The 22312-nt window shown below is 68.5% G+C and carries 22 protein-coding genes; 12 read left to right on the forward strand and 10 right to left on the reverse strand.

Annotated features, from left to right (window positions below):
* Window positions 1–96: 96 nt before the first annotated feature.
* The 9 genes from nuoH to ACTVZP_RS08120 all read left to right on the forward strand — a co-directional run bounded on the left by nuoH (window position 97) and on the right by ACTVZP_RS08120 (window position 9187).
* A complete protein-coding gene (nuoH, locus tag ACTVZP_RS08080; RefSeq protein ID WP_443211635.1) occupies window positions 97–1053 on the forward strand; it encodes an NADH-quinone oxidoreductase subunit NuoH in 957 nt (318 codons plus the stop codon).
* Window positions 1050–1544, forward strand: a complete 495-nt coding sequence (gene nuoI / locus ACTVZP_RS08085) for an NADH-quinone oxidoreductase subunit NuoI (RefSeq protein WP_443211636.1) — start codon at window positions 1050–1052, stop codon at window positions 1542–1544. Before nuoH ends, nuoI begins: the two co-directional genes overlap by 4 nt.
* Complete coding sequence (locus ACTVZP_RS08090; protein ID WP_443211637.1) at window positions 1541–2032, forward strand: NADH-quinone oxidoreductase subunit J family protein; 492 nt, start codon at window positions 1541–1543, stop codon at window positions 2030–2032. The genes nuoI and ACTVZP_RS08090 overlap by 4 nt, the downstream gene beginning before the upstream one ends.
* Entirely contained in the window at window positions 2029–2337 is a 309-nt protein-coding gene (locus ACTVZP_RS08095; protein ID WP_443211638.1) for an NADH-quinone oxidoreductase subunit NuoK, read from the forward strand. Before ACTVZP_RS08090 ends, ACTVZP_RS08095 begins: the two co-directional genes overlap by 4 nt.
* A gap of 1 nt (window position 2338) precedes the next feature.
* On the forward strand, window positions 2339–4441 hold the full coding sequence (locus ACTVZP_RS08100) for an NADH-quinone oxidoreductase subunit 5 family protein (protein WP_443211639.1): 2103 nt from the start codon (window positions 2339–2341) through the stop codon (window positions 4439–4441).
* Window positions 4432–5880, forward strand: a complete 1449-nt coding sequence (locus ACTVZP_RS08105; protein ID WP_443211640.1) for a complex I subunit 4 family protein — start codon at window positions 4432–4434, stop codon at window positions 5878–5880. Before ACTVZP_RS08100 ends, ACTVZP_RS08105 begins: the two co-directional genes overlap by 10 nt.
* Complete coding sequence (locus ACTVZP_RS08110) at window positions 5880–7226, forward strand: NADH-quinone oxidoreductase subunit N (RefSeq protein ID WP_443211641.1); 1347 nt, start codon at window positions 5880–5882, stop codon at window positions 7224–7226. The genes ACTVZP_RS08105 and ACTVZP_RS08110 overlap by 1 nt, the downstream gene beginning before the upstream one ends.
* Window positions 7227–7388: 162 nt before the next feature.
* Window positions 7389–8840 (forward strand): phospholipase D-like domain-containing protein, encoded by a 1452-nt coding sequence (locus ACTVZP_RS08115; protein ID WP_443211642.1) that lies wholly within the window; start codon window positions 7389–7391, stop codon window positions 8838–8840.
* A complete protein-coding gene (locus ACTVZP_RS08120; RefSeq protein WP_443211643.1) occupies window positions 8837–9187 on the forward strand; it encodes a DUF4112 domain-containing protein in 351 nt (116 codons plus the stop codon). Before ACTVZP_RS08115 ends, ACTVZP_RS08120 begins: the two co-directional genes overlap by 4 nt.
* Before the next feature lie 3 nt (window positions 9188–9190).
* Here ACTVZP_RS08120 and ACTVZP_RS08125 read toward each other — a convergent pair whose 3' ends face one another.
* From ACTVZP_RS08125 to ACTVZP_RS08170, 10 genes are all read right to left on the reverse strand, one after another.
* Complete coding sequence (locus ACTVZP_RS08125; RefSeq protein WP_443211644.1) at window positions 9191–10612, reverse strand: c-type cytochrome; 1422 nt, start codon at window positions 10610–10612, stop codon at window positions 9191–9193.
* 25 nt (window positions 10613–10637) lie between these two features.
* Complete coding sequence (locus ACTVZP_RS08130) at window positions 10638–11045, reverse strand: hypothetical protein (RefSeq protein WP_443211645.1); 408 nt, start codon at window positions 11043–11045, stop codon at window positions 10638–10640.
* An 11-nt stretch (window positions 11046–11056) separates the two neighbouring features.
* On the reverse strand, window positions 11057–13630 hold the full coding sequence (ctaD, locus tag ACTVZP_RS08135) for a cytochrome c oxidase subunit I (RefSeq protein ID WP_443211646.1): 2574 nt from the start codon (window positions 13628–13630) through the stop codon (window positions 11057–11059).
* Window positions 13627–14601: a cytochrome c oxidase subunit II gene (locus tag ACTVZP_RS08140; protein WP_443211647.1), complete on the reverse strand. Its 975-nt coding sequence runs from the start codon at window positions 14599–14601 to the stop codon at window positions 13627–13629. The genes ctaD and ACTVZP_RS08140 overlap by 4 nt, the downstream gene beginning before the upstream one ends.
* Window positions 14602–14741: 140 nt before the next feature.
* Window positions 14742–15560, reverse strand: coding sequence for a phosphatase PAP2 family protein (locus ACTVZP_RS08145; protein ID WP_443211648.1), 819 nt, complete (start codon window positions 15558–15560; stop codon window positions 14742–14744).
* A gap of 92 nt (window positions 15561–15652) precedes the next feature.
* Entirely contained in the window at window positions 15653–16783 is a 1131-nt protein-coding gene (locus tag ACTVZP_RS08150; RefSeq protein ID WP_443211649.1) for an ABC transporter permease, read from the reverse strand.
* 25 nt (window positions 16784–16808) lie between these two features.
* The gene (locus tag ACTVZP_RS08155) at window positions 16809–17744 is read right to left on the reverse strand and encodes an ATP-binding cassette domain-containing protein (RefSeq protein WP_443211650.1); all 936 of its coding nucleotides are present in this window, start codon (window positions 17742–17744) and stop codon (window positions 16809–16811) included.
* A complete protein-coding gene (locus ACTVZP_RS08160; RefSeq protein WP_443211651.1) occupies window positions 17741–18679 on the reverse strand; it encodes an HlyD family secretion protein in 939 nt (312 codons plus the stop codon). Before ACTVZP_RS08160 ends, ACTVZP_RS08155 begins: the two co-directional genes overlap by 4 nt.
* Complete coding sequence (locus ACTVZP_RS08165) at window positions 18676–19326, reverse strand: TetR/AcrR family transcriptional regulator (protein ID WP_443211652.1); 651 nt, start codon at window positions 19324–19326, stop codon at window positions 18676–18678. The genes ACTVZP_RS08160 and ACTVZP_RS08165 overlap by 4 nt, the downstream gene beginning before the upstream one ends.
* A 140-nt stretch (window positions 19327–19466) precedes the next feature.
* Complete coding sequence (locus ACTVZP_RS08170; RefSeq protein ID WP_443211653.1) at window positions 19467–19949, reverse strand: autoinducer binding domain-containing protein; 483 nt, start codon at window positions 19947–19949, stop codon at window positions 19467–19469.
* Window positions 19950–20035: 86 nt separating this feature from the next.
* On the opposite strand from ACTVZP_RS08170, the gene ACTVZP_RS08175 reads away from it, so the two are divergent.
* The 3 genes from ACTVZP_RS08175 to ACTVZP_RS08185 all read left to right on the forward strand — a co-directional run bounded on the left by ACTVZP_RS08175 (window position 20036) and on the right by ACTVZP_RS08185 (window position 22276).
* Window positions 20036–20656 (forward strand): autoinducer binding domain-containing protein, encoded by a 621-nt coding sequence (locus ACTVZP_RS08175; protein ID WP_443211654.1) that lies wholly within the window; start codon window positions 20036–20038, stop codon window positions 20654–20656.
* 112 nt (window positions 20657–20768) lie between these two features.
* On the forward strand, window positions 20769–21470 hold the full coding sequence (locus ACTVZP_RS08180) for a LuxR family transcriptional regulator (RefSeq protein ID WP_443211655.1): 702 nt from the start codon (window positions 20769–20771) through the stop codon (window positions 21468–21470).
* A gap of 173 nt (window positions 21471–21643) precedes the next feature.
* Window positions 21644–22276, forward strand: coding sequence for an acyl-homoserine-lactone synthase (locus ACTVZP_RS08185; RefSeq protein ID WP_443211656.1), 633 nt, complete (start codon window positions 21644–21646; stop codon window positions 22274–22276).
* Window positions 22277–22312 lie beyond the last annotated feature (36 nt).

Here is a 22312-nt window from a genome sequence, read left to right on the forward strand (position 1 = left end):
ACGCGTCGGACCAGGCGCGGCTCACCACGACGACTGCTGCACAGCGGGGCTAGGCGCCGCGCCGTCCGCCCCGGGGCGGGAAGCGGAGGGCGCGGCATGAGCGTCCTTCTCGTCACCCTCTTCTCGCTCATCCTGCTCATGGGCCTTCTCGCCACGGCCGGGGTCTTCACCTGGGCCGAGCGGCGGCTTCTGGGCTTCCTGCAGGAGCGGCTCGGGCCGAACCGCGTGGGACCCTTCGGCTTCCTGCAATGGGTGGCGGACACCGTGAAGCTGATCACCAAGGAGGACGCGCCGCCGGCCGGCGCCGATCTGGCGGCCTACAGGCTCGCTCCCGCGCTCGCGGCCTTCCCGATGCTCGCGGGGTTCGGCGTGGTCGGCTTCGCGCCGGGCCTCGTGATCTCGGACCTCGACATGGGCGTGCTCTTCGTCATGGGCATGCTCGCGCTGACCGTCTGGGCGCTGGTGCTGGGGGCCTGGGGGTCGCGCAACCGCTATGCGATGCTGGGCGGCCTCAGGGCCGCGGCGCAGATGCTGGCCTACGAGAGCTTCCTCGGCCTCTCGCTCATGGGGTGCGTCCTGCTCGCGGGAAGCTTCCGGATGGGTGACATCGTGGCCGCACAGCAGACGGGGCTGTGGTTCATCCTGCTCCAGCCACTGGGCGCTGCGCTCTTCTTCATCGCGGGCCTCGCCGCCGCCCACCGCCTGCCCTTCGACCTTCAGGAATCCGAACAGGACCTCGTGGCCGGCTTCATGACGGAATATTCGGGGATGAGCTTCGCGCTCTTCTTCCTTGGCGAATATCTCGCGATCCTGCTGGTGGCCGCACTTTTCACCACGCTCTTTCTCGGCGGCTGGGCCGGACCGATCCTGCCGGGGCCTGTCTGGTTCGGGCTGAAGATCGCGGCGATCTCGGTCCTCTTCGTCTGGCTGCGGGCCGCCCTGCCGCGCCCGCGCTACGACCAGCTGATCTCCTTCGCCTGGAAGGTGGCGTTGCCGCTGGCGCTCCTGAACCTGCTGGCGACGGCATGGATCGCGGTGGGGAGGGCGGCATGAGGGGCATCCTCGACAGCATCCTGCGCGTGGGGCGGATGATCTTCGCGCCCACGAAGACGGTGCAATATCCCGAGGAGAAGCTGCCCCTCGCGCCCCGCACCCGCGGCCGGATCGTGCTGACGCGCGACCCCGACGGGCAGGAACGCTGCGTGGCCTGCAATCTCTGCGCCGTCGCCTGCCCCGTCGACTGCATCGACGTGGTCAAGGCCGAGACGCCGGACGGGCGCTGGTATCCCGAGACCTTCCGCATCAACTTCGCCCGCTGCATCTTCTGCGGCTATTGCGAGGAAGCCTGCCCCACCTCGGCGATCCAGCTCACCCCGGACGTGGAGCTGGCCGATTACCGTCGCGGCTTCCTGCAATACGAGAAGGAGGACCTGCTGATTTCCGGAGAGGGCAAGCATCCCGGCTATCGCTACTGGGACGTGGCGGGCAAGGCCATCGCCGGCAAGGCGGGCGATCCCGTCGATCCGAAGGACCTTTGCCCATGAGCAGCCTCGTCGCCATCTGGTGCGCCTCGGTGGCGCTCGCCTGCGCGATCCTCGCGGTCACGCGCCCCTCGATCGTCCATGCCCTGATCTGGCTGGTGGCGGCGCTGCTGTCGCTCGCGGCCTGCTTCTTCGCCCTCGGCGCAAGCTTCGCAGGTGCGGTGCAGGTGCTGATCTACGCGGGCGCCATCGTCGCAGTCTTCGTCTTCGTCGTGATGACGGCCGACGCCTCGCCCGAGGCGCTGGCACGCGAACGCGCGCGCCTCGCCGCAGCCTGGCGCCGGCCGGCCGCGGCGGTCTCGCTCGTGGCCGTGCCGCTGGTGCTGGGCCTGCTGTCCGCAGAACCGGAGGCCGCCGCCGCGAACGAGGACGCCGGCCTCGGCGCCATCCTCTTCGGCCCCTGGGCGCTCGCGGTCGAACTTGCCTCGGGGCTCCTGCTCGCGGCGCTGATGGGCGCACGCCACCTCGGCCGGAGGAGGCAGGAACCATGAGCGGCACCGCCCTTCTCATTCTTCTGGCCCTCGCAGGCGGCATCTTTGCCACCGGCTTCTTCGGCCTCCTCGCCCGCCGCGCGATCCTCTTCCAGCTCATCTCGCTGGAGATGATGCTCGCCGGCCCGGCGCTCGCCTTCCTCGTGGGTGGGGCCTATCACGGCAGCGGGCAGGGACAGGCGATGTTCGTCCTCATCGTCATCCTCGCGGCTGCCGAGGTGGCGCTGGGTCTTGCGCTCTATCTCGCATTGCGCCGGGGCGCGGATGTCGAGGACAGCGACTCGATCACGGGGCTGCGCCATTGACATGCTGAGCCCGTATCTCCTCCTTCTGCTCGTTCCCTCGCCGCCGCTGGCCGTCTTCCTGATCCTCGGGCTCGATCCGTTCTTCCTGCGCCGCAAGGCGGTGCAGGCGCTGGCGCTTCTGGGCGGCGTCGCACCGTTCTTCGTGATGCTTCCACTCCTCGGTGTCTGCCTCGGGACGGAATGCCAGGGCATCGTGCCGGTCTTCACCCTGGTCTTCGGGCAGTCGGAAGTGGCACTCGCGCTGCTCCTCGACCCGATGAGCACGCTCGTGGGGCTGACGGTCGCCGCCGTGGGCGCGATGGTGATGACCTATGCCATCGACTACATGTCGGATGCGCGGATCTCGGATCTCCGGCGCTTCTTCGCGCTGATGAACCTGTTCCTCGCCGCCATGCTGACCATGGTGCTCGCCGGGGACACGATCACCTTCTTCTTCGGCTGGGAGCTGATGGGGCTCTGCTCCTTCTTCCTGATCGCCTACAACACGAGCCTGCCGCAGGCCGTGGCCGCCGGACGCAAGGCCTTCATCATCACGCGCTTCGCCGACGCCTTCCTGCTTGCGGGCCTCCTGCTGCTCTTCCTCGAGGCGAATTCCGTGCGGCTCGACGTGCTGATCCCGGCCGGGTCCGCGATGACCGAGGACCGGCACGTGGTGATCGCGCTCCTCCTGCTGGCGGGCGCGCTCGGCAAGTCGGCGCAGGTGCCATTCCACACCTGGCTTCCCTCGGCCATGGCGGGTCCGACGCCGGTCTCGGCGCTGCTCCATTCGGCGACCATGGTGGCCGCGGGCGCCTTCATGCTGGCCCGCTTCTCGCCCATCGTCATGTCCGAGCCTGCCGTGCAGACCATCGCCGCCATCTTCGGCGTGGGCACGGCGGCCTTCGGCGCGCTTTCGGCGATCTTCCAGGCGGACGTGAAGCGGCTTCTGGCCTATTCGTCCATCAGCCAGATCGGCTTCATGGTGCTGGCCGTGGGCCTCGGCGCGCCGCAGGTGGCCATCGCCCATTTCGTCGTCCATGCGATGTTCAAGTCGCTCCTCTTCCTTGCCGCGGGCGACATCACCCACGGCTCGGATCTGGGCACCAGCATGATGGCGATGCGCGGCGCGCTGCGCAGGCGGCCCATCGCCTTCGTGACCTATGTGGCGGGTGCCTCATCGCTCGCGGGCCTGCCCTTCGTGACCGCGGGCTGGTGGTCGAAGGAGGCGATCCTCGCCACCGCGTGGCAGGGCGGGGCGTTCGGGATCGTGATCTGGACGGTCGCGCTGCTGACCGCGACCTGCACCGCCGTCTACGCCTTCCGGCCGGTGTTCGAGGCGCTCCAGCCCGAGCCCGAGCATCTCAGCCGCGCGCGCCATGGCCATCCGGTGGCGCTCGACCTGCACTACCGCAAGCGCTGGGGGAGCGGCTTCATCACCCTCCCGCTGGTCGTGCTGGCGTCGGGGTCGCTTCTGGGCGGCGTGCTCGTCGGTCCGATCATCCGCTTTCTGGGCGGCGAGGCGCCGCATGCCGCGCACCTGCCCGAACTCGTGGCAGCCGCGGCGCCCTTCGTGGGCATCCTGGGCGCAACGGCCCTGACCTTCGTGCCGTCGCTGGCCGCGGTCGTGGCCGGCGCGCGCGACCTGCGACGGCCCACGCGGCTCGACCGCAAGTTCCAGCGCTGGATCATCGAGCCTTACGTCCGGCTCGTCCGATTCCTTGCCGGGAACCGAATGGGGGCACGCGCCGAGGCGGAACTCGAACTTCGCCACGTCCAGATCGTGCGGTGGCTGAGCCGCGGCGCCCGGATGGACGGCATCTATCAGGCGCTCTTCGTGCGGCCCTTCGTCAATATCGTCCGCTGGCTGAACGGCCATCGCGGCGGGACCATCGATCCGGTCGGCAACCTGCCGGTGACGCTTGCACAGCGGGGCATGCAGGCGCTGGTCGACCGGCTCGCGCATGACAACTTCGACCGGTTCTGGATGCGCTCGGCCAACCGCCTCGTGCGGCTCTGGGTGCTGGCCGCAGCCATCCAGACCGGACGGAGCCGGGATTATGCGCTCGGCGCGGCCCTCGGGACGGCCGCCCTTCTCGTGATTGCATGGGGTACGACATGGAACTGACCGCGCTCATCCTGCTGCCGTTCTTCGGCGGGATCGCCGCGCTTTTCGCCGGGCGCTGGGGTCGGGACGCAGAGCGCTGGGTGGCCGTCGCAGCCCTCGGGCTGGCGCTGCTGATCCTGATCTCCACTTTCTTCTCGCCCGACGACGCGCGATGGATCGCGCTCGAGCGGTATGACTGGGCACCCTCGCTGGGCATGCAGGTCATCCTGGCCATGGACGGGCTTTCCGGTGCGCTCCTCGTGGTCTCACTTGCGCTCGGGATCGTCTCGGTGGTGGTCTCCTGGAAGATCACCGAGCATTCGGGGCTGTTGAACGCGGCGCTGCTGTGGACGGTCGCGGCCTCGAACGGGGTGTTCCTGTCCTTCGACCTCCTCGTCTTCGCCTTCTTCTGGGAGCTGATGCTGGTTCCCGCCTTCCTGCTCATCTCCGTCTGGGGTCATGGCGATCGCGAGGCCGCTGCGCTGAAGTTCCTCGTCTTCAACGCGGTGGCGGGGCTCGGGCTGCTGGCCGCGGTCTTCTATCTCGGGGCCTCCGGCGACACCGTGACCTTCGACGCCTTCGAGGTGGCCGAGCGGCAGATCCCCCATGGGGTGCAGGTCATGCTGCTTCTGGGCTTCGCGGGTGCCTTCCTGGTGAAGCTTCCGGTGCCGCCGCTCCATGCCTGGCTGCCCGACGCCCATACGCAGGCGCCGACCGCGGGTTCGATCCTGCTCGCGGGACTTCTGCTCAAGACCGGCGCCTACGGGCTGTTCCGCTTCCCGCCGATGCTCTTCCCCGAGGGCTTTGCCACGCTCGCGCCCTTCGGCCTCGCGCTCGGTGCCTTCGGCTCGATCTACGGCGCGCTCCTGGCCTGCGGGCAGACGGACGCCAAGCGGCTGGTGGCCTACACCTCCGTCGCGCACATGAGCATCGTGCTGATGGGGATCTGCGGCGGGGTCTATTTCTCGCTGATGGGGGCGGGCGTCGAGATGGTGGCGCATGCCTTCTCGGCCTCGGCGCTCTTCCTGCTGATCGGCGCGCTCTATGACCGCACGGGCACGCGTGACCTGCGCGAGCTCGGCGGCCTGCAGCAGAACGCACCCCGCTTCGCCGCGGCCTTCGCGGTCTTCTTCTCGGCGGCCCTCGCCATGCCGGGCACGGCGAACTTCCTCGGCGAGGCGCTGGTCATCACCGGCATGTTCCAGGTCAACTGGATCTTTGCCTCGATCACGCTGATCTCGCTGGTGGTGTCGGTCGTCTACGCCACGCGGCTCTTCAAGCGGGTCGTGTTCGGCAAGTCGCGACGGACGGAGACGCTCGAGGATCTGACGCTGCGCGAGATGGGGCCCATCGTGCTACTCGCCGTCGCCACCCTGCTTTTCGGCATGCTGCCGCAGCTGCTGATGGGGGCGCTGGAAGGCGCGGTCGAGGCGTCGCTGACGCCGGTGATGGTCCCCTGATGCCGAGCCTCCCCGCCCTTCTGCCCTTGATCGTCCTGGGCCTCGGCGCGGTGGCCGCGATGCTCGCCGCGCCGCGCCTGCCGGGCGTGTCGCGCTGGATCGCCGGCACGGCGCTGATCGCCGCGAGCCTGGCGCTCGGCACGCGCCTCGGCGCCCCGGAGGGTCTTTCGCCGCTCCTCGTAGATGACCGGCTCGCACGTCTCTCGGGCCTTGTCGTCTGTCTCTCGGGGCTCGGCAGCCTCGCCTTCCTCAAGCCGGAGGGACCGTCGAAGGAGGGGCCCGCGCTCCTCCTCCTCGCCACGCTCGGCGGCACGGTCCTTGCGGGCGCGATCCATGCGGCGAGCCTTTTTCTCGGGCTCGAGCTCATCACGCTGGCGCTCGTCGCGCTCTTCGTGCTGCCTCTCGACAGGCCCGCGCTCGAGGCGGGCTACAAGTTCCTGATCCTCGGGGCGGCGGCGGCGGCAACGCTGCTGATGGGTCTCGCCCTCGCCCATGCCGCGACGGGTTCTCTGGCGCTTTCTTCTCTCGGCGGTGCCGACGATCCGCTCCTGACCTTCGCGGCTGCGCTGCTGCTCGCGGGCATCGCCTTCAAGCTGGCTCTGGCCCCCTTCCACATGTGGACCCCCGACGTCTTCACCGGCGCGCCGGGGGCAGCGGCCGCCTTCGCCGGCGCGGCGTCGAAGGTCGCGGTGGTCACGGCCATCGTGCGGATCGGGGCCATGGACCTGCCCGAGGTGTGGTTTCTCGGCCTCGGCACCTTCGCGGGCGCCTCGATCCTGATCGGCAACCTCGCCGCGCTGCGTCAGGACGGCGTGGCACGGATGCTTGGCTACTCCTCGGTCGCCCATGCCGGCTATGTCGCAGCCGCCCTCGGCGCAGGCGCCGCTTCCGCCCCTGCGGCTTCCGTCTTCTACATCATGGCCTATGCACCTGCGCTGCTTGCGGCCCTGTGCGCCGCGGCGCTCATCGGGCGCGGGACGCGGATCGGCGACCTGCGCGGGCTCGTCTGGCGCCGCCCGCTGGCTGGCGGGGCCATGGCGATCGCGCTGATCTCGCTCGCCGGGCTGCCCGTCTCGGCGGGCTTCTTTGGCAAGTACGTCATCTTCACCTCGCTGATCGACGCCAAGGCCTGGGGCTTGCTCGGGCTGGCGATCGCGGGCTCCGCGCTCGGCGCCTACTACTACCTGCGGTTCGTGGCCCTGATCTTCCGCCGCGCGCACACCCCCGCCGATCCGCGCGTCCGCTGGCCCGAACAGGCGCTTCTCTCGGCCGCGACCGTCGCGACCCTCGGCCTCGGCATCCGCCCGGATCTTCTTCTCGAGGCCGTGCGCGCCGCCCTGCCCTGACGCTCCGTCGCCGGTCAGGCAGCGTGCCGCCCACCGCCTCCCGGCGGTGCGGGGGCCGTCCTCCGCTCCTCGATCCCGCGGCACCGGCTGTCGCAGCCGCTGCATCCGGAACCATCCCCCGGCGGCGTTCATTGGAACGGGAGTGTCAGGAGAGCCCGGAGCATGAGCCCACACCGACCCATCCTCAGAAGCGGCGAGACTTGCTGGCGGATCGAGCGCGCCGACCGGCTCGCCGTCATCATCGATGCGGCCGACTATTTCGCCCGGGTCAAGCAGGCGATCCTCGAGGCGAAGCACTCGGTCATCATGGTCGCCTGGGACTTTGATGCGAGGATCCGTCTCGATCCGCGTGCGCCGCGCGGGAAGGCGCCGGATCGCCTCGGCCGCTTCCTCAACTGGGTCGTCCGGCACCGCCCGGAACTCGAGATCCGCGTGCTGAAATGGGATCTCGGCACGATGAAGGCCCTTGGCCGCGGATCCACACCCCTCTTCGTGCTCGACTGGTTCAGCGACAAGCGGATGCACTTCCGGCTCGACGGAGCTCATCCGCTCGCCTCTGTCCACCATCAGAAGATCGTGGTGATCGACGACGTCCTGGCCTTTTGCGGCGGGATCGACATGACGGCCGACCGCTGGGACACGCGCGAACATCTCGACGACGATCCGCGCCGCCGCCGCCCGACAACGCGTCGACCATACGGGCCGTGGCACGACGTTACCACGGCAGTGAACGGCCCCGCGGCGCGGGCGCTGGGCGAGCTGACGCGGAACCGGTGGGAGCACGCAACGGGCGAGCGGCTGGAGCCACCGCCCGACTGCGAGACGCGCTGGCTCGACGGGCTGGAGCCGCTGGTGGAGTGCGCGGAGGTCGCCATCTCGCGCACACTGCCCGAATATGGCGAACGAGCGGGCGTGCACGAGATCGAGAAGCTCTACCTCGAGATCATCGGCCGCGCCGAGCGCAGCATCTACATCGAGAGCCAGTATTTCGCGTCCCGGCGCATCACCGATGCCATCGCGGCGCGGCTTCAGGAAGAGGACGGACCCGAATTCGTCATCGTCAATCCCCTGACCGCCAATGGCTGGCTCGAGGAGACGGTGATGGGCGCCTCGCGCGCGAAGCTGCTCGGGATGATCGAGGAGGCGGACCGCTACGACCGCTTCCGCATCTACCACCCGGTCACGATGCAGGGGCAGCCGATCTACGTCCATGCGAAGGTCCTGGTCATGGACGAGCATCTGCTGAAGGTCGGCTCGTCGAACCTCAACAACCGCTCGATGGGCTTCGACACCGAATGCGATCTGTCGATCGAGGCGCAGGCCGCAGAGACCGGCCTGCAGGACCGCATCACGGGCCTGCGCGACGACCTGATCGCCGAGCATCTGGGCGTACCGCGCGAGACCTTCCAGGCCGTGCTGCGGGCGAAGGGGTCGCTGATTGCGGCCATCGAGTCGCTGCGGGGTCCGGGACGGTCGCTGCGCCCGTTCGAGAGACCCGACCTGGGCGCGGTCGGAGAGAACGTGATCGCCGACAACGAGCTTCTGGACCCCGAGCGCGTCTCGCGGTTCTGGCGCGCGTTGGGCGGTCGGGCACGTCCGAGAGGAGCGACATGACCCCTGAGGAAATCCATGCCGAAATCCGGCGGCTCGACCGTCTGTCGAAACTCCTTGATGCGCGCTTCCGCGTCCTCGGGATCCGCTTCGGCTGGGACGGGATCGCAAGCCTCATCCCCGGCGTGGGCGATGCGGCCACGCTCCTGCCCGGCGCATGGCTCATCTGGCGGGCGCACAAGCTGGGCGTGCCGACGGCGGTGATCCTCAGGATGGCTGCGAACTCCGGGCTGGATTTCGTGGGCGGCAGCATCCCCGTTCTGGGCACGATCTTTGACGTGGCCTTCAAGTCGAACCTGCGCAACATGGCCCTGCTGCGCCAGCATCTCGAGACCGGGCGGCGCAGCTAGTCCCTAGGGCGCAGCGGCCGGGAGCGAGGCGTAGTAGGCGGCCAGCGCGACAATCTCGTCGTCGCTCAGCCGCCGGGCAGCTTCCGTCATCAGCTCCGCCCGCGGCCCGCCGCCGCGCGTGCCGTCGCGCCAGAGCCTGAGCTGAACCTCGAGATAGGGCCGATACTGGCCCGAGAGCGACGGTGTATCGGCACGTCGCTTCTCTGCTTCGGGGCCGTGGCAGGACTGACAGGCGGGCACGTCGCGACGACCCGTCAAGGCGAAGGCGAGCGCGCGTCCCTGCTCGACCGGGTCGAGCGGAGGCGCGGCGGCCCGTGCGGCCCCCTGCATAGCCCCTTCGGCGTCGGACATCAGGGTTGGACCGGTCTCCGGACCCGATCCGGCGTCCGCCGTCGGACTGCCCGGCGTCGGACCGGTCATTCCGGCATCATCCGCTTCGGCCTGATCGCGCGTCATGGCACCCTCCGAAGCGCCTGCCACGCCAGCCGCCACCGTGGACTGCGCGTCGTTCGCCGCCGGGCTGCCCCCGCCGCCTTCCATCGCGTCTTCCGCAGGCACGGCCTTCTGCTCATCACTCCCATGGCTCGCGCCAGCCGCCTGCGAGGTGAGTGGTGCGGCACCGCCCGCCGCTGCGGCATCGAGCCCGGCGGCCTCGCCCGCTGCCGGGCGCACATCGCTCGCGCCACCGGATCCGGCGGCCCCGGCAGCGAAACGCTGGGCAAGTGCCCGGAGCGTCTCGCCGGGGACGGCACTTGCCGCGTGTGCCATGTAGCCGCTTTGACGACGGCCGGCGCGATAGGTCTGCAACGCCATCTCGAGATACTCCGGCGTCTGTATGTCGAGCCGCGGAATGCGCTCGTTGCCGGATACGCCGTCGGTGCCATGACAGCCCGCGCAGTATCCGAAGCCCGGCGGTCCGTCCGCGGCGGCGGACCCCGTGAGCGCGGAATATTGCTCGGGCGTCATCGTCTGCACGCGGGTGAGGAAGGCCACCACGGGCCAGACCTCATCGTTGCGCACCGAGGGCCAGCCTGGCATGCCGGACATCTTGACCCCCTCGCGGACGATCCATCCGAGTTCGTTCGGCTTCCAGTCGCCGACCGCCTGCGCGATCGGCGGTGGGGCGGGCAGCATCGCCCGGACCGTCGCGCTCTGCAGGACGCCGGGTGCGCCGTGGCACATGCGGCAGGCCGAGTCGTAGTGCCGGGCACCGAGCCGGGCCATTCCGTCGGTGAGCTCGGGCACCTCCCCCTCGGGCGGAGCGCGCAGTTCCACGGAATTGCGGAAGGTCGTGTGCAGCGCCCAGCTGACGATGGGCCAGTGACCGTGCCGAGCCGAGGTATCGTAGAGGCCGAGGAAGATGACGGAGGCCCCGGCCAGGGCACCCGCGGCGGCCAGCCCGCCCAGCAACATGGTGGCTCTCATGCGCGACCCTCCCCTTCTGCGGCCCTCATCGGCATGTCCCCGTGAAGATCGCAGGAAGGGCCGTGTAGACCGTGCCGACGAAGGACACGATGGCGAGCAGGAATGCCGCATGGCCGAGGAACTCGTGCCGGTCCTCGCTGTTGCCGCCCGCGTGGCCATAATCGTAGTCGTCGAGGAAATCCCACTGTCTCCAGGCGCTCACGCCGACGAGGACGATGCCCGCGAGAGCCAGAACCGTCACGCCGGCGATGGCCCAGCGCAGCAGATCCACCTGACCCTCGGCCGAGGCGACCTTGGCGCAGAAGACGGCTGTCGCGCCGTAGCAGGCCACGAAGTGGGCGGCCCAGATCGTCGGCGCGAAGGTGATCTTCCAGAGGCTCGCGCTCTCCTCGGAGAATTCCTGTTCCTGCGAGATGTTCGGTTCGTCGTTCATCCGCCCTCCCTTCATCCGAGAACCCGCGGCGCACCCGCGATCATGGCGACGGTGACCAGCACCGTCAGACCAAGGAAGTGCCAGAACAGGGCCGAGTTCCACAGCGGCGCGTCATGTCTGGGGGTGATGCGCCCGTAGACGCTCCCCGCGAGGCCATAGAGCTGAAAGAGCAGGCCCACGATCAGATGCGCCGTCGTCCACACGACGAGAACCCACATGCTGGCCGGATAGACGTGCGAGGTCGGCTCCAGCCCCGCCACCCAGGGCGAGGCGATCAGTGCGGCGCCCGTGCCGATGGTGCAGAGCGGCGCCACCGACAGGCAGAGCCGCGCCGTGCCGACACGGCGCCTGCGGTTCGCCTCGCGTGCGGCAAGCGTCAGGGCCCAGGCGGCGGCGCCGAGAGCAAGCGCCGTCAGCGCCAGCCGCCAGTCGGCATGGGAGGCTCCGGCGGGCGGGTAATCGGTGCCTGCGGTCCAGTAGAAGAATACGCCGAAGACGAGGCTCGCAAAGGCCGTCGCATCGCCGAGCATGGTAATCCAGACCGCCCACCAGCCGACCGCCGCCGGACCCGAGACGTAGATCGGCAGGCGAAGGCCCAGGCCAACGTCGGCCGTCTCCTTCTCGGGGATCTCGGCCGTGCCGGTCCAGAGCCACCAGAGGACAACGCCAGTGGCGAGGATCGCGCAGAGGATGGCGGGAAGATACCAGGAAAAGGTCGGGAAGATGAAGGCGCCGCCGGTGAAGATCGCGGCCCAGATCGTCTTCCACGTCGGCCCGCCGATCCGCAGAAGCTGCAGCGGTCGCCCGTCGATCACCGAGGTGACGAGGGTCTCGCGCTTCATGTACTCCGAGTCCGGCAGGTAGAAGCGGCCGGCGTCCATCCGCTCCACCACCTTTTCCTGCTGCCAGAGCGGATAGCGCGTGTCGATGAAGGGGATCGAGCGCACGCCCCAGGCCTCGCCCTCGAGATCGTGGCTCCACTCGATGGTGCCCGCCTGCCAGGGATTGCGCTCGGTCAGCTTCGCGCGCTTGGGGCGCAGCAGATCCCAGACGAAGACGAGGAAGCCCGCGGCCATGACGAAGGCGCCCAAGGTCGAGATCAGGTTCAGCCAGTCCCAGCCGACGTGGCCGGGATAGGTGAAGACGCGCCGGGGCATCCCCTTCAGCCCGGTCAGGTGCATCGGCAGGAAGGTGACGTTGAACCCGGTGAAGAGCAGCCAGAAGGACCAGCGGCCGAGCCGCTCCGAGAGGGCCTTCTTCGCAATGACCGGGTAGAAGTAGTAGACCCCGGCGATGATCGGGAAGACCATGCCGCCGAAGAGCGTGTAATGCAAGTGGGCCACGATGAAGTAGGTGTCGTGCACCTGCCAGTCGAAGGGCGCGACGGCCACCATGACACCGGTAAGCCCGCCCGCGGTGAATACGGCGAGGCCGCCCGCGATCCAGAGCATCGGCAGGATCATCGTCACCCGACCCACCATCAGCGTCGCCACGAAGGCGAAGAGCTGGATGCCGGTCGGGATCACCACGGCCTCGGAGGCGGCCGAGAAGAAGCCGAGCGAGAGTGCGGGCAGCCCGGTGGTGAACATGTGATGCACCCAGAGGCCGAAGCTCAGGAAGCCCGTCCCCACCGCCGAGAGCACGATCCAGGAGTAACCCACGATGGGCTGGCGCGCGGCCGTCGGCACGATCATGGCGGCAAGCGCGATCGAGGGCAGGAAGATGATGTAGACCTCGGGGTGGCCGAAGATCCAGAACAGGTGCTGCCAGAGAAGCGGATCGCCGCCGCGCTCGGGATCGAAGAAGGGCCAGTCGAAGCCGCGCTCCATCTCGAACAGAAGGTCGCCCGCGATGAGCGGCGGGAAGGCGAAGAGGATCATCCCGCCCACCACCAGCACATACCAGGCGTAGAGCGGCATCAGGTTCACCCGCATCCCCGGCGGGCGGCACTTGAGGACGCCCACGATCAGTTCGACCGCAGCCGCGATCGAGGCCACCTCGATGAACGACAGGCCGAGAAGCCAGATGTCGGAACCGAGCCCCTCGTCCTGCGTGGCCAGCGGCGGATACATGAACCAGCCCGACCGCGGGGCGCTGTCGAAGAGGATCGAGCCCAGCACGAAGACGCCTCCGATCAGGAAGCACCAGTAGCCGTAGGCCGAGAGGCGCGGGAACGGCAGGTCCCGCGCGCCGAGCAGCGCGGGCAGCAGGATGATCGAGATCGCCTCGAACATCGGCACGGCGAAGAGGAACATCATCGCCGAGCCGTGCATGGTGAAGAACTGGTTGAACCGGTCTGCCGAGAGGAAGTCATTGTCGGGCACGGCGAGCTGCACCCGCATCAGAAGCGCGAGCACGCCGGCGCAGAGCATGAAGGCGAGCGCCGTCAGCGCATACCACACGCCCACCTCTGTGTTGTTCACCGCCGAGATGTAGCGCCAGCCCTTCGGCGTGGCCCAGACCTTCCGCAGCCGGTCGGCCTGCGCCTGGGCAAGCTCGGGCGGCACCGGCTCGGACAGCATCGCCTCGGTCGGCGGGAACGGCCCGTCGGGCACGGGCGCGTCGGTGTCGCGGGGCGTCGTCATTCGAGTTCCTCCAGCCAGGCGGCGAGCGTCTCGAGGTCGGTCCTCGACAGATGGTCGTAGGCAGGCATCCGGGCGCCGGGCTTGTGCGCGCCGGGATTGGCAATCCAGGACACGAGGGCCTCGCGCTCCATCGGCAGGATGCCGGCCGCGAGACTGGTCCGGCTGCCGAAATGGGTGAGGTCGGGCCCGACGGCGCTGGCAGCTGGTGTGCCGCGCAGCGCGTGGCAGGCGCCGCAGCCCTCGCGGAAGAAGATGGTGCGGCCCGCGCCTTCCGGCGCGTTTGCAGGCGCCGCCTCGGCCCTGAGCCACTGCTCGAAGCCGCCCCTTTCCAGCACGACCGCGTTGAGGGCCATCAGCGCATGCGAGGCCCCGCAGAATTCGGCGCATTGCCCGCGGTAGATGCCGGGCGTCAGCGGTTCGAGCGACATGCGCGTCACGCGGCCGGGAATCATGTCGGTCTTGCCGCCCAGCCCCGGCACCCAGAAGGAATGGATGACCCGCCCGGCCCTCAGCTCGATCTCGGTCCGCGCGTCGGCGGGCAGGCGCAGTTCGTTCGCCGCGACGATGGGCGTTTCCGAGCCCGGAGGAAAGTACTCGACCCGCCACCACCATTCCTCGCCGGTGATGCGCACCGTCAGTCCCTGCCCCTGCGCGCGTTGCTCGGGCATGATCGAGAGCCCCCAGGCGAGGAGCGAGGTCAGGACGACCATCGGCAGGACGATGCCGCCCCCGATGATCACGCCCTCCGCCAGCTTGCGCGACATGCGCTCGGGGCGGCGCCGGGTGACGTAGAGAAAGAGACCGTTGAGGCTGACCCACAGGACGACGGCGCCGGCGAGCATGACGGTGAACAGGTGGTTGAGCTGGATGGCGTCAGCGCCGCCGGCCGAGAAGACCGACTGGGGCCCGTCGCAGCCGGCGAGCACCGACAGGATCAGAAGGCCGAGGCCGACCTGGTGTCGCTGACGCATTCCGCTCCTCTGGCCTCTTCCTGGTGCCGTCCCGCCACGCGTCCTTGATGGGCGCGATCACGGCTCCGTGAGGGCGAACGTGCAAAGCGCGATCTCGTTCCCTGCGGACGAACTTCGGCCGGGCAGACGAGGCACGACCCTCACGGATGCCTTCGGCGCGACGACTCCCTCGGTGTCCTGCCGTGCGCTCCGCCAGCGCGCTTGGCCGGGTCCGGCCGCGGTGCCGCGTGAGCGTTCGCGGCCGGCTCGATCATCTGCCGCTGACGCAGCCAGCGGGCCACGAGCAGGCAGCCGAGCGCCCAGGCGGCCCCCGCAGTCCAGCCAGCCAGCACATCGGTCGGCCAGTGGACGCCCAGATAGACGCGGCTGAGGCCGATCATCACCGTCACGAGCACCGCAAGCCCCAGGATGTAGGCCTTCACCCGAAAGAGCGGCTGCGTCCGTGCCAGCAGCGCCGCCAGCGTGAGGTAGGTGACCGCCGCCATCATCGCATGGCCCGAGGGAAAGCTGGCGGTGTAGGTGAAGGTCTCGTGCGGGACCAGGTCGGGGCGCGGCCGGTCGAAGAGGCGCTTGGCGGTGAAGCTCAGCGCCTGCCCGCTGCCCGTCGCGATCAGCACGAACCACATGGTCCGCCAGCGTCCGCTCAGGCTCAGGAACACTGCTACGGCAAGGGTGAAGAAGGCGAGGATGCCGACGCCGCCAAGGGCTGTCACGTCGCGGGCAAGTTCCTCGAACCAGGGCGGCCCGATCGGATCCGCATGGTCGGCCGGGCTGCGCATGAGCAGGAGCAGCGCCTCGTCGAAGGCATGGGCGTCGCCCTCGATGATCTCCTCGGCCAGTTCCGCAAAGGCCCAGCCGAGGGCGGAAATGACGAGGAGCACGGCCACCGTGCGCCGCTCGATCCAGGCGCCGAAGCGCAGGAGCCGCCCCGGCTCGGCCAGACGTGTCCATCTTCTCATGCCGGATAAAGTCTGCCGCCACGGGACGGGTTCCCGCCAGGTGCGGCGAGCGGAGCTGAATTGGCGGCAGATGCCGCGCTCGCCGCGCCGCCTCAGTCCAGGGTCTGCCGGTAGCGGCGCAGCGCAACCGTGACGATCACCAGCATGATCACGAGAAGCGCTCCCATGTCCGGCAGGATGTCGAACAGGCCCGCGCCCTTCAGCAGGACCTTGCGCGTCAGGCGCAGGAAATGCGTGGCGGGAATGACCGAGCCGATAGCCTGCGCCCAGCCCGGCATGCCCGCAAAGGGAAACATGAACCCCGAGAGCAGCACCGAGGGCAGGATGGTGAAGAACGAGATCTGCATCGCCTGCATCTGGTTCCGCGCCACGGTCGAGACGAGGAAGCCGAGCGCGAGGTTGACCACGACATAGAGGTTGAAGCCCACGAAGAAGGCGAGCGGCGAGCCGAGGAAGGGCACCTCGAAGAGCACCCGTGCCGCGGCGAGGAAGACCGCGGTCTGGACGTAGCCCACGAGGATGTAGGGCGCGATCTTGCCCAGCATGACCTCGAGCGGGCGGACGGGGGTGGCGAGCAGCGTCTCCATCGTCCCCTTCTCGCTCTCGCGCACGATGGCCACGGCGGTGATCATCACCATGGTCATCGACAGGATGATGCCGAGAAGCCCCGGCACGATGTTGGTGGCGGTGCGTGCTTCCGGGTTGAACTGGCGGTGCACGGCGATGGTGAAGGGCTCCGCCCGCGGCGCGCCGGGGGCGAGAGCGCCTGTCAGGCTCTGGCTCACCGCCGCCTCAATGATGCCGCCGAGCGCGGCCACCGCCCCGCCTGTCGCAGTCGGGTCCGACGCATCGGCTGCAAGCAGGATCTCGGGCGAGAGGCCGCGCACCACGTCGCGCTCGAAGCCGGGCGGGATCAAGACGACGAAATTCGCGCGCCCGTCGCGGAGCGCCCTGTCCCCCTCCTCGCGGCTGGTGACCGTCCCGCGGAAGTCGAAATAGTCCGAGCTTTCCATCGCGACGAGCACGGCGCGGGTGACGGGGCCGCTGTCGGCCATCTCGACCAGCGTGGGCAGGTGGCGGGGGTCGGAGTTGATCGCGAAGCCGAAGAGGAGGAGTTGCATGATCGGAACGCCGATCATCATGCCGAAGGTGATGCGGTCGCGCCGCATCTGGATGAACTCCTTGCGGAGCACGGCTAGGAAGCGCGAGATCGAGAAGCTCATGTCCTGCCCGCCTTTGCCGCGTTTCTCATGGTGCGGCCCCCGCGAAGTTGTCCCGGGCCGATGCCATGAGCCAGATGAATGCCTCCTCGAGCCCGCCCTGCTGCTTCTGCCACAGATGCGTGCCGCGCGCCGAAAAGCGCCGCGCCAGCGCGTCGAGCGCCCCGGCATCCGTGCCGGAGACATGGAGGACCGAGCCGAAGCGCGCGACCTGCTGCACCTCGGGCAGGCGGCGGAGTTCCTCCTCGAGCGCGGCGATGTCCGGCCCCTCGACCCGCCAGGTCACGAGGCCGAGCCGCTCGGGGATCTCGGTCGCGGGCGCGTCGATCAGCTTCCGGCCATAGGCGATGTAGGCGATGAAGTCGCACTGTACCGCCTCGTCCATGTAGTGGGTCGAGACGAGCACCGTCACGCCCTCGGCCGAGAGCCTGCGGATCTCGTCCCAGAAGTCGCGCCGGGCCTTCGGGTCGACACCCGCCGTCGGCTCGTCGAGCAGCAGGAGGCGCGGCTCGTGGATCATGCAGGCGGCAAGCGCGAGACGCTGTTTCCAGCCGCCCGAGAGCGTGCCCGCAAGCTGCCCCGCCCGGTCGGAGAGCCCGAGATCCGCAAGCGCCCGCGTCACCCGGCCGCTGCGGTCCGAGAGGCGGTACATGCGGGCGATGAAGTCGAGATTCTCGCGGATGGTGAGATCCTCGTAGAGCGAGAAGCGCTGGGTCATGTAGCCCACGTTCTCCTTGATGCGCTGGCTTTCGCGGCGGATGTCGTATCCGAGGCAGGTGCCCTCGCCCGCCTCGGGGGTCAGCAGGCCGCACATCATGCGGATGGTGGTGGTCTTGCCCGATCCGTTGGGGCCGAGGAAGCCGTAGATCGCACCCTTCGGCACATCCATGTCGAATCCGTCCACCACCTTGCGGCCGTTGAAGACCTTGGTGAGGCCACGGACCGAGATGGCGGGCGCTGTCATCGCAGAGGGACCACGGTCAGCGGCTGGCCGGGCAGGATGCCGGAGCCGGCGGCGATCTCGGCCTCGGCACGGAAGACGAGGCGCGCGCGCTCGTCGCGGCTGTAGAGGATGGGCGGCGTGTATTGCGGATCCGTGGCGAGGGTCGTGACGGTGGCGGTCAGCGTCTCGGGGCAGCCGGTGCAGGTCACCGAAAGACGCGCGCCGGGTGCGATGCGGATCCGGTCGGCCTCGGGCAGGAAGAAGATCGCGTGGAGCCGCTCCGGGTCGTAGAGCGACAGGATCGGCGCTCCTGCCGACGCCACCTCGCCCGGGTCGTGGTAGCGCACCTGCACAAGACCCGCGATCGGCGCCTCGAGGGTCCGGTCCTCGAGCGCGACCCGCGCCCGGTCGCCTTCGGCCTCGGCCTGACGCAGCGCCGCCTCGGCCGCCACGCGCTCGGCTTCGCGCGCGGGAAGCCGAGCCACTGCCAGTTCGGCGCGCAGCTGCTCGACCTGCGCCTCGGCCGATTTCAGTGTCGCCTGATCCTGATCCACCGTCGCCTGCGGCACCCTTCCCTGCGCGAGCAGCAGCGCCGAACGCTCGAGCGTCACCTGCGCGAGGTCGAGATCCGCCTCGGCCCGGTGCAGCGAGGCCTCGGTGACCGCGATCTCCTCGGCGCGCAGTCCGGTGCGAAGGTTGTCTAGATTGGCCTCGGCCATCGCGACAGCGGCCCGGGCTGCGGCCAGCGCGGCCCGCTGCCCGTCGCTCTCGAGCACGACGAGCGGCTGGCCCGCCGTAACCCGTTCGCCTTCGTCGGCCGCGATCGAGAGGATCCGGCCGCCGTCCACGGGCGCCACGATGATCGTGTCGGCCTCGGCATAGCCGTTCCAGCCCGCAGGCTCGCTTCCGCCGAAGACTGCCGCGAAAAGGCCGAGGATGGTTTCGGAAAGGGTCATGACGGACGCTCCGGTTCCAGCCCGGCAAAGAGCAGGGCAAGATGGGTGTCGAGCAGCGGTTCGAGATCCGGATCACCGATCCCGAAGACGTTGAAGAGCAGAAGGTGGATGAAGATCGGCCCGACGAGGCTGCGCACGGCCAGTTCGGGATCGACAGGGCGGAGGTGGCCCGCGTCGATCCCCTGCGCGATCAGGCCGGCCAGCGCGGGCAGCATCCGGTCGAGCACCTCGGCGCGATACATCGCGGCGATCTCGGGCGTCGCCGCCGCCTCGCGCAGGACGAGACTCGGCACGGCAAAGACCTTCGGATCGGCGAGCTTCCCGGACAGCAGCGACGCCAGCCGCCGGATCAGCGGGCGCGGATCGCCGCGGTAGGCCGAGATCCAGGACAGCGCCTCGTCGGCAACGGGCACGATGGCTCTGCGCACGAGGCCGGTGAGCAGGGCCTGCTTCGACGGGAAGTAGAGGTAGACGGCCGCCTTGGACAATCCCGCGTGGCGCGCGATCTGTTCCACCGTCGTGCCGGCATATCCCTGACGGGTAAAGAGATCGAGCGCCGCGTCGAGAACCTCGTCCGGGCGCGCCTCGGCTCGGCGTCGGAACCGGGGAGCGGAGGGTGCAGGTGGATGTCGCGGGTTTCCGGCCATCCCTCACTACTAACTAACCGGTCAGTTAGTAGTGAGGGGCAAGATGTCGCACATAGCGGTGCCCGCCGTCACGGCGGGCCCCTGCCCGGCACTTTAGAGAATGCGAAAGTGCGGCTTCGGAAGGTGCGCCGCGGATTGCGCTACCGGGGCAGCACCGCACCAAGGTTGCGAAGTTCGGCCAGTTGCGGCTCGGATGCCTTGGCCAGACCCTCGGTCATGTCGTGCAGGCTCTGCACATGCGCCAAGGCGAACTGCGCCTCCTCGTCGTTCAGTTCGCGGTCGTCGCGGCAGAAGAATCCGAGCGTCCGGGCCGAGGCCTCACCTACCGACACAACGATTCCGTAGCGCAGGCCGTATTCCGCAGCCTTCTCCATCACGCCGGCCTCGTCGGTATCCTGAAGATCGCTCCACCGGCAGATCCCGGGATGCTCCAGCCCCCAACGCACCGTCGGGTCGACGAAGATCAGCGCCTTCTCGGCGTAGAGGTTAACCCAGTCGCTGGGGTAGGTCTGGTAGAGCAGCATGGGGTTGGCGAATCGGATCCTCACCCCGATGGCGAAATGCCAGTCGGAGTAAGCGGCCACCGCCGAAAGAAGATCGCGCACGCCACGAACGTTCACCATGCTTTGTATCGGCCCACAGGTTGTGTATCAGAAAGAGGCACGGCATCATGCCCTAGGACTGCTACTTTACGGTCTCTCGGATTACAATGGAACAGCACAAGCTTATGCATCTGTCGGACATGAAGGAAGCGTTCCTGCAGATCGCACAGGCGGGATTCTATGTAGCCCTCCGACTGGGATTCTACTCTCCCGAGGACGAGACGAACACCTTCCCCGACCAGTTCGTCGAACTTTACACCGCACGCGGCCTGGCCCTTCAGGATCCGCTCATGCGCTGGACCTTCACGAACCACGGCGCCCTCCGCTGGAGCGCGATCGACCTTCCGGACAATCTGGGCGTCATGGCCCGCTACCGGCAGTATGGAATGCGGTTCGGCGCCACAATATGTCTGGCCGGGCGCGGCCCGGTTCCGAAGAAGAGCTTTGGCCTCTTCGCCCGCGGCGACCGCGAGTTCACCGATGCCGAGATCGCCGACCTTCGCGAACTCCTGACGACGCTCCATGTGAACGAGCCGCAGTCCCTGACCGAAAGCCAGGTGGAGGTGCTGCGCATGCTCTCCACCGGAATGCGCTACAAGCAGATGGCCTACGCGCTCGGAATCTCGGAAAGCGCGGTGAAGGCGCGACTCAAGGGAGCCGCGCAGCGGATGAACGCAAAGACCGCCGCGCAGGCGGCCTCGGTGGCCGCGAGTCGCGGAATTCTCTGAGTCACAAACTTGTCGAAAGTTTCATGACGCTAGGTAATGCGCGTCTCCCAAAGCCTCCGGGAACGTGTTACACGATCATGACAGCTGCGATGATGGCCGGGGGAGCCGCCGCATGGATATCATCGACCTTAGCACGGTCACGAGCGACGACGCGAACTTTCTGGAGTATCTGGACCAGCTTTGCGCGAAGCTCGGGTTCGACTTCGCGTCCTATGCGACAACGAGTCCCATGACGGGCGCCGTCCAAGGCTATGCGAACTATCCCGACAGCTGGAAGATGCACTACATGCGGCGCAATCTGCACCGCGTGGACCCGACCATCCACAAGTCGGCGCAGAGCATCGCCCCGGTGGACTGGTCCCGCTTCGAGCGGGACGAGCGGTTCCGGGCCGTCTTCTTCGCCGCCGAGGACTTCGGGATCGCTCCCCAAGGGCTGACCGTTCCCGTCCGGGGTCCCTACGGCGACCGCGGGCTGCTCTCTGTCACCCGCAAGTGCGCGCGTCCCGAATGGGACCGCCTGAAGCGCGCCGTCATCGGCGACCTGCAGTTCGCGGCGGTGCACCTGCACGACGCGGTGATGCGCTCGGACGTGATCTCGCGAGCCCTGCGCCAGCCTCGCCTCTCGACGCGCGAGATCGAGGTGCTGCAGTGGGTGGCCGCCGGAAAGTCCCAGATGGACATCGGCGACATCCTGAACATCTCGCACCGCACCGTCGAGGTCCATCTCCGCTCGGCGCGCGAGAAGCTCGGCACCCTGTCGACGGTACAGGCGGTCGGGCGGGCGATCGGGCTGGGCCTCGTCTATCCGAGGTAGATTCGGATCCCCCACGGCGTCCGATCAACCTCTAAGAAAATTGCTCCAACCGGAGCAGAATACAATCAGAAATTGACAAAGCCCTACCGTCGGCTACGGGATTCCCCTGATAGCCGAAACGGGTCGTGATGCGCAACTATAGCCATATGTTACGCAACCCTAAGGGCTGAAAAATGATCTTCGTTATCGACTCTCTCAACCTACACGAGCACACCGACCTCGTAAAAGACATGTTCAGGTTGCGTAAGCGCGTTTTTGCCGATCGGCTCGGCTGGGATGTCCAGGTGTCGCAGGGGATGGAACGCGACCGTTTCGACGAACTCGACCCCGCGCATGTCATCAGCGTGGACGACGAGGGCCGCGTGGTCGGCTGCATGCGCCTGCTGCAGACGACCGGCCCGCACATGCTGTCCGACGTGTTCAGCTCCATCCTCGACGGCGAACCGCCGCTGCGCAGCGCCACCTGCTGGGAAGCGACCCGCTTCTGCGTCGACACCGAACGCCTCGTCTCGGGCCGGGCGCGCAACTCGATCGCCTATGTCACGAGTGAGGTGATGATCGGCGCCTTCGAATTCGCCATGTCGGCCGGCGTGTCCGACGCCGTGGCGGTCATCGATCCGGTGATGGACCGCGTGCTGAAGCGCTCGGGCAACGCACCGCATGGCTACCTTGGCACCCCGAAGCCGATGGGCAAGGTCACGGCGCTTGCTGCGCTGATGGACTGTTCGGAAGCCCGGGTGAAGAGCATCCGCGACTTTGCCGGGATCTATCACGACGTGATGCAACCTCAGACTGTAATGGCCTGAGAACCGGCGAATTTCCGCCGCAACCGGCGCGAGTGC

The sequence above is a fragment of the Rhodobacter sp. NSM genome (assembly GCF_052244495.1).
GTDB lineage: Bacteria > Pseudomonadota > Alphaproteobacteria > Rhodobacterales > Rhodobacteraceae > Cereibacter_A.

Coding starts and splice junctions, on each gene's coding strand:
- ACTVZP_RS08150 (WP_443211649.1), bottom strand. CDS start 16,783: ATGAGCTTCTCGATCTCGCGCTTCCTAGCCGTGCTCCGCAAGGAGTTC.
- ACTVZP_RS08100 (WP_443211639.1), top strand. CDS start 2,339: ATGCTGAGCCCGTATCTCCTCCTTCTGCTCGTTCCCTCGCCGCCGCTG.
- ACTVZP_RS08170 (WP_443211653.1), bottom strand. CDS start 19,949: ATGGTGAACGTTCGTGGCGTGCGCGATCTTCTTTCGGCGGTGGCCGCT.
- ACTVZP_RS08105 (WP_443211640.1), top strand. CDS start 4,432: ATGGAACTGACCGCGCTCATCCTGCTGCCGTTCTTCGGCGGGATCGCC.
- ACTVZP_RS08090 (WP_443211637.1), top strand. CDS start 1,541: ATGAGCAGCCTCGTCGCCATCTGGTGCGCCTCGGTGGCGCTCGCCTGC.
- ACTVZP_RS08140 (WP_443211647.1), bottom strand. CDS start 14,601: ATGCGTCAGCGACACCAGGTCGGCCTCGGCCTTCTGATCCTGTCGGTG.
- ACTVZP_RS08125 (WP_443211644.1), bottom strand. CDS start 10,612: ATGAGAGCCACCATGTTGCTGGGCGGGCTGGCCGCCGCGGGTGCCCTG.
- ACTVZP_RS08185 (WP_443211656.1), top strand. CDS start 21,644: ATGATCTTCGTTATCGACTCTCTCAACCTACACGAGCACACCGACCTC.
- ACTVZP_RS08160 (WP_443211651.1), bottom strand. CDS start 18,679: ATGACCCTTTCCGAAACCATCCTCGGCCTTTTCGCGGCAGTCTTCGGC.
- nuoI (WP_443211636.1), top strand. CDS start 1,050: ATGAGGGGCATCCTCGACAGCATCCTGCGCGTGGGGCGGATGATCTTC.
- nuoH (WP_443211635.1), top strand. CDS start 97: ATGAGCGTCCTTCTCGTCACCCTCTTCTCGCTCATCCTGCTCATGGGC.
- ACTVZP_RS08180 (WP_443211655.1), top strand. CDS start 20,769: ATGGATATCATCGACCTTAGCACGGTCACGAGCGACGACGCGAACTTT.
- ACTVZP_RS08175 (WP_443211654.1), top strand. CDS start 20,036: ATGGAACAGCACAAGCTTATGCATCTGTCGGACATGAAGGAAGCGTTC.
- ACTVZP_RS08145 (WP_443211648.1), bottom strand. CDS start 15,560: ATGAGAAGATGGACACGTCTGGCCGAGCCGGGGCGGCTCCTGCGCTTC.
- ACTVZP_RS08120 (WP_443211643.1), top strand. CDS start 8,837: ATGACCCCTGAGGAAATCCATGCCGAAATCCGGCGGCTCGACCGTCTG.
- ACTVZP_RS08115 (WP_443211642.1), top strand. CDS start 7,389: ATGAGCCCACACCGACCCATCCTCAGAAGCGGCGAGACTTGCTGGCGG.
- ACTVZP_RS08155 (WP_443211650.1), bottom strand. CDS start 17,744: ATGACAGCGCCCGCCATCTCGGTCCGTGGCCTCACCAAGGTCTTCAAC.
- ctaD (WP_443211646.1), bottom strand. CDS start 13,630: ATGACGACGCCCCGCGACACCGACGCGCCCGTGCCCGACGGGCCGTTC.
- ACTVZP_RS08095 (WP_443211638.1), top strand. CDS start 2,029: ATGAGCGGCACCGCCCTTCTCATTCTTCTGGCCCTCGCAGGCGGCATC.
- ACTVZP_RS08165 (WP_443211652.1), bottom strand. CDS start 19,326: ATGGCCGGAAACCCGCGACATCCACCTGCACCCTCCGCTCCCCGGTTC.
- ACTVZP_RS08130 (WP_443211645.1), bottom strand. CDS start 11,045: ATGAACGACGAACCGAACATCTCGCAGGAACAGGAATTCTCCGAGGAG.
- ACTVZP_RS08110 (WP_443211641.1), top strand. CDS start 5,880: ATGCCGAGCCTCCCCGCCCTTCTGCCCTTGATCGTCCTGGGCCTCGGC.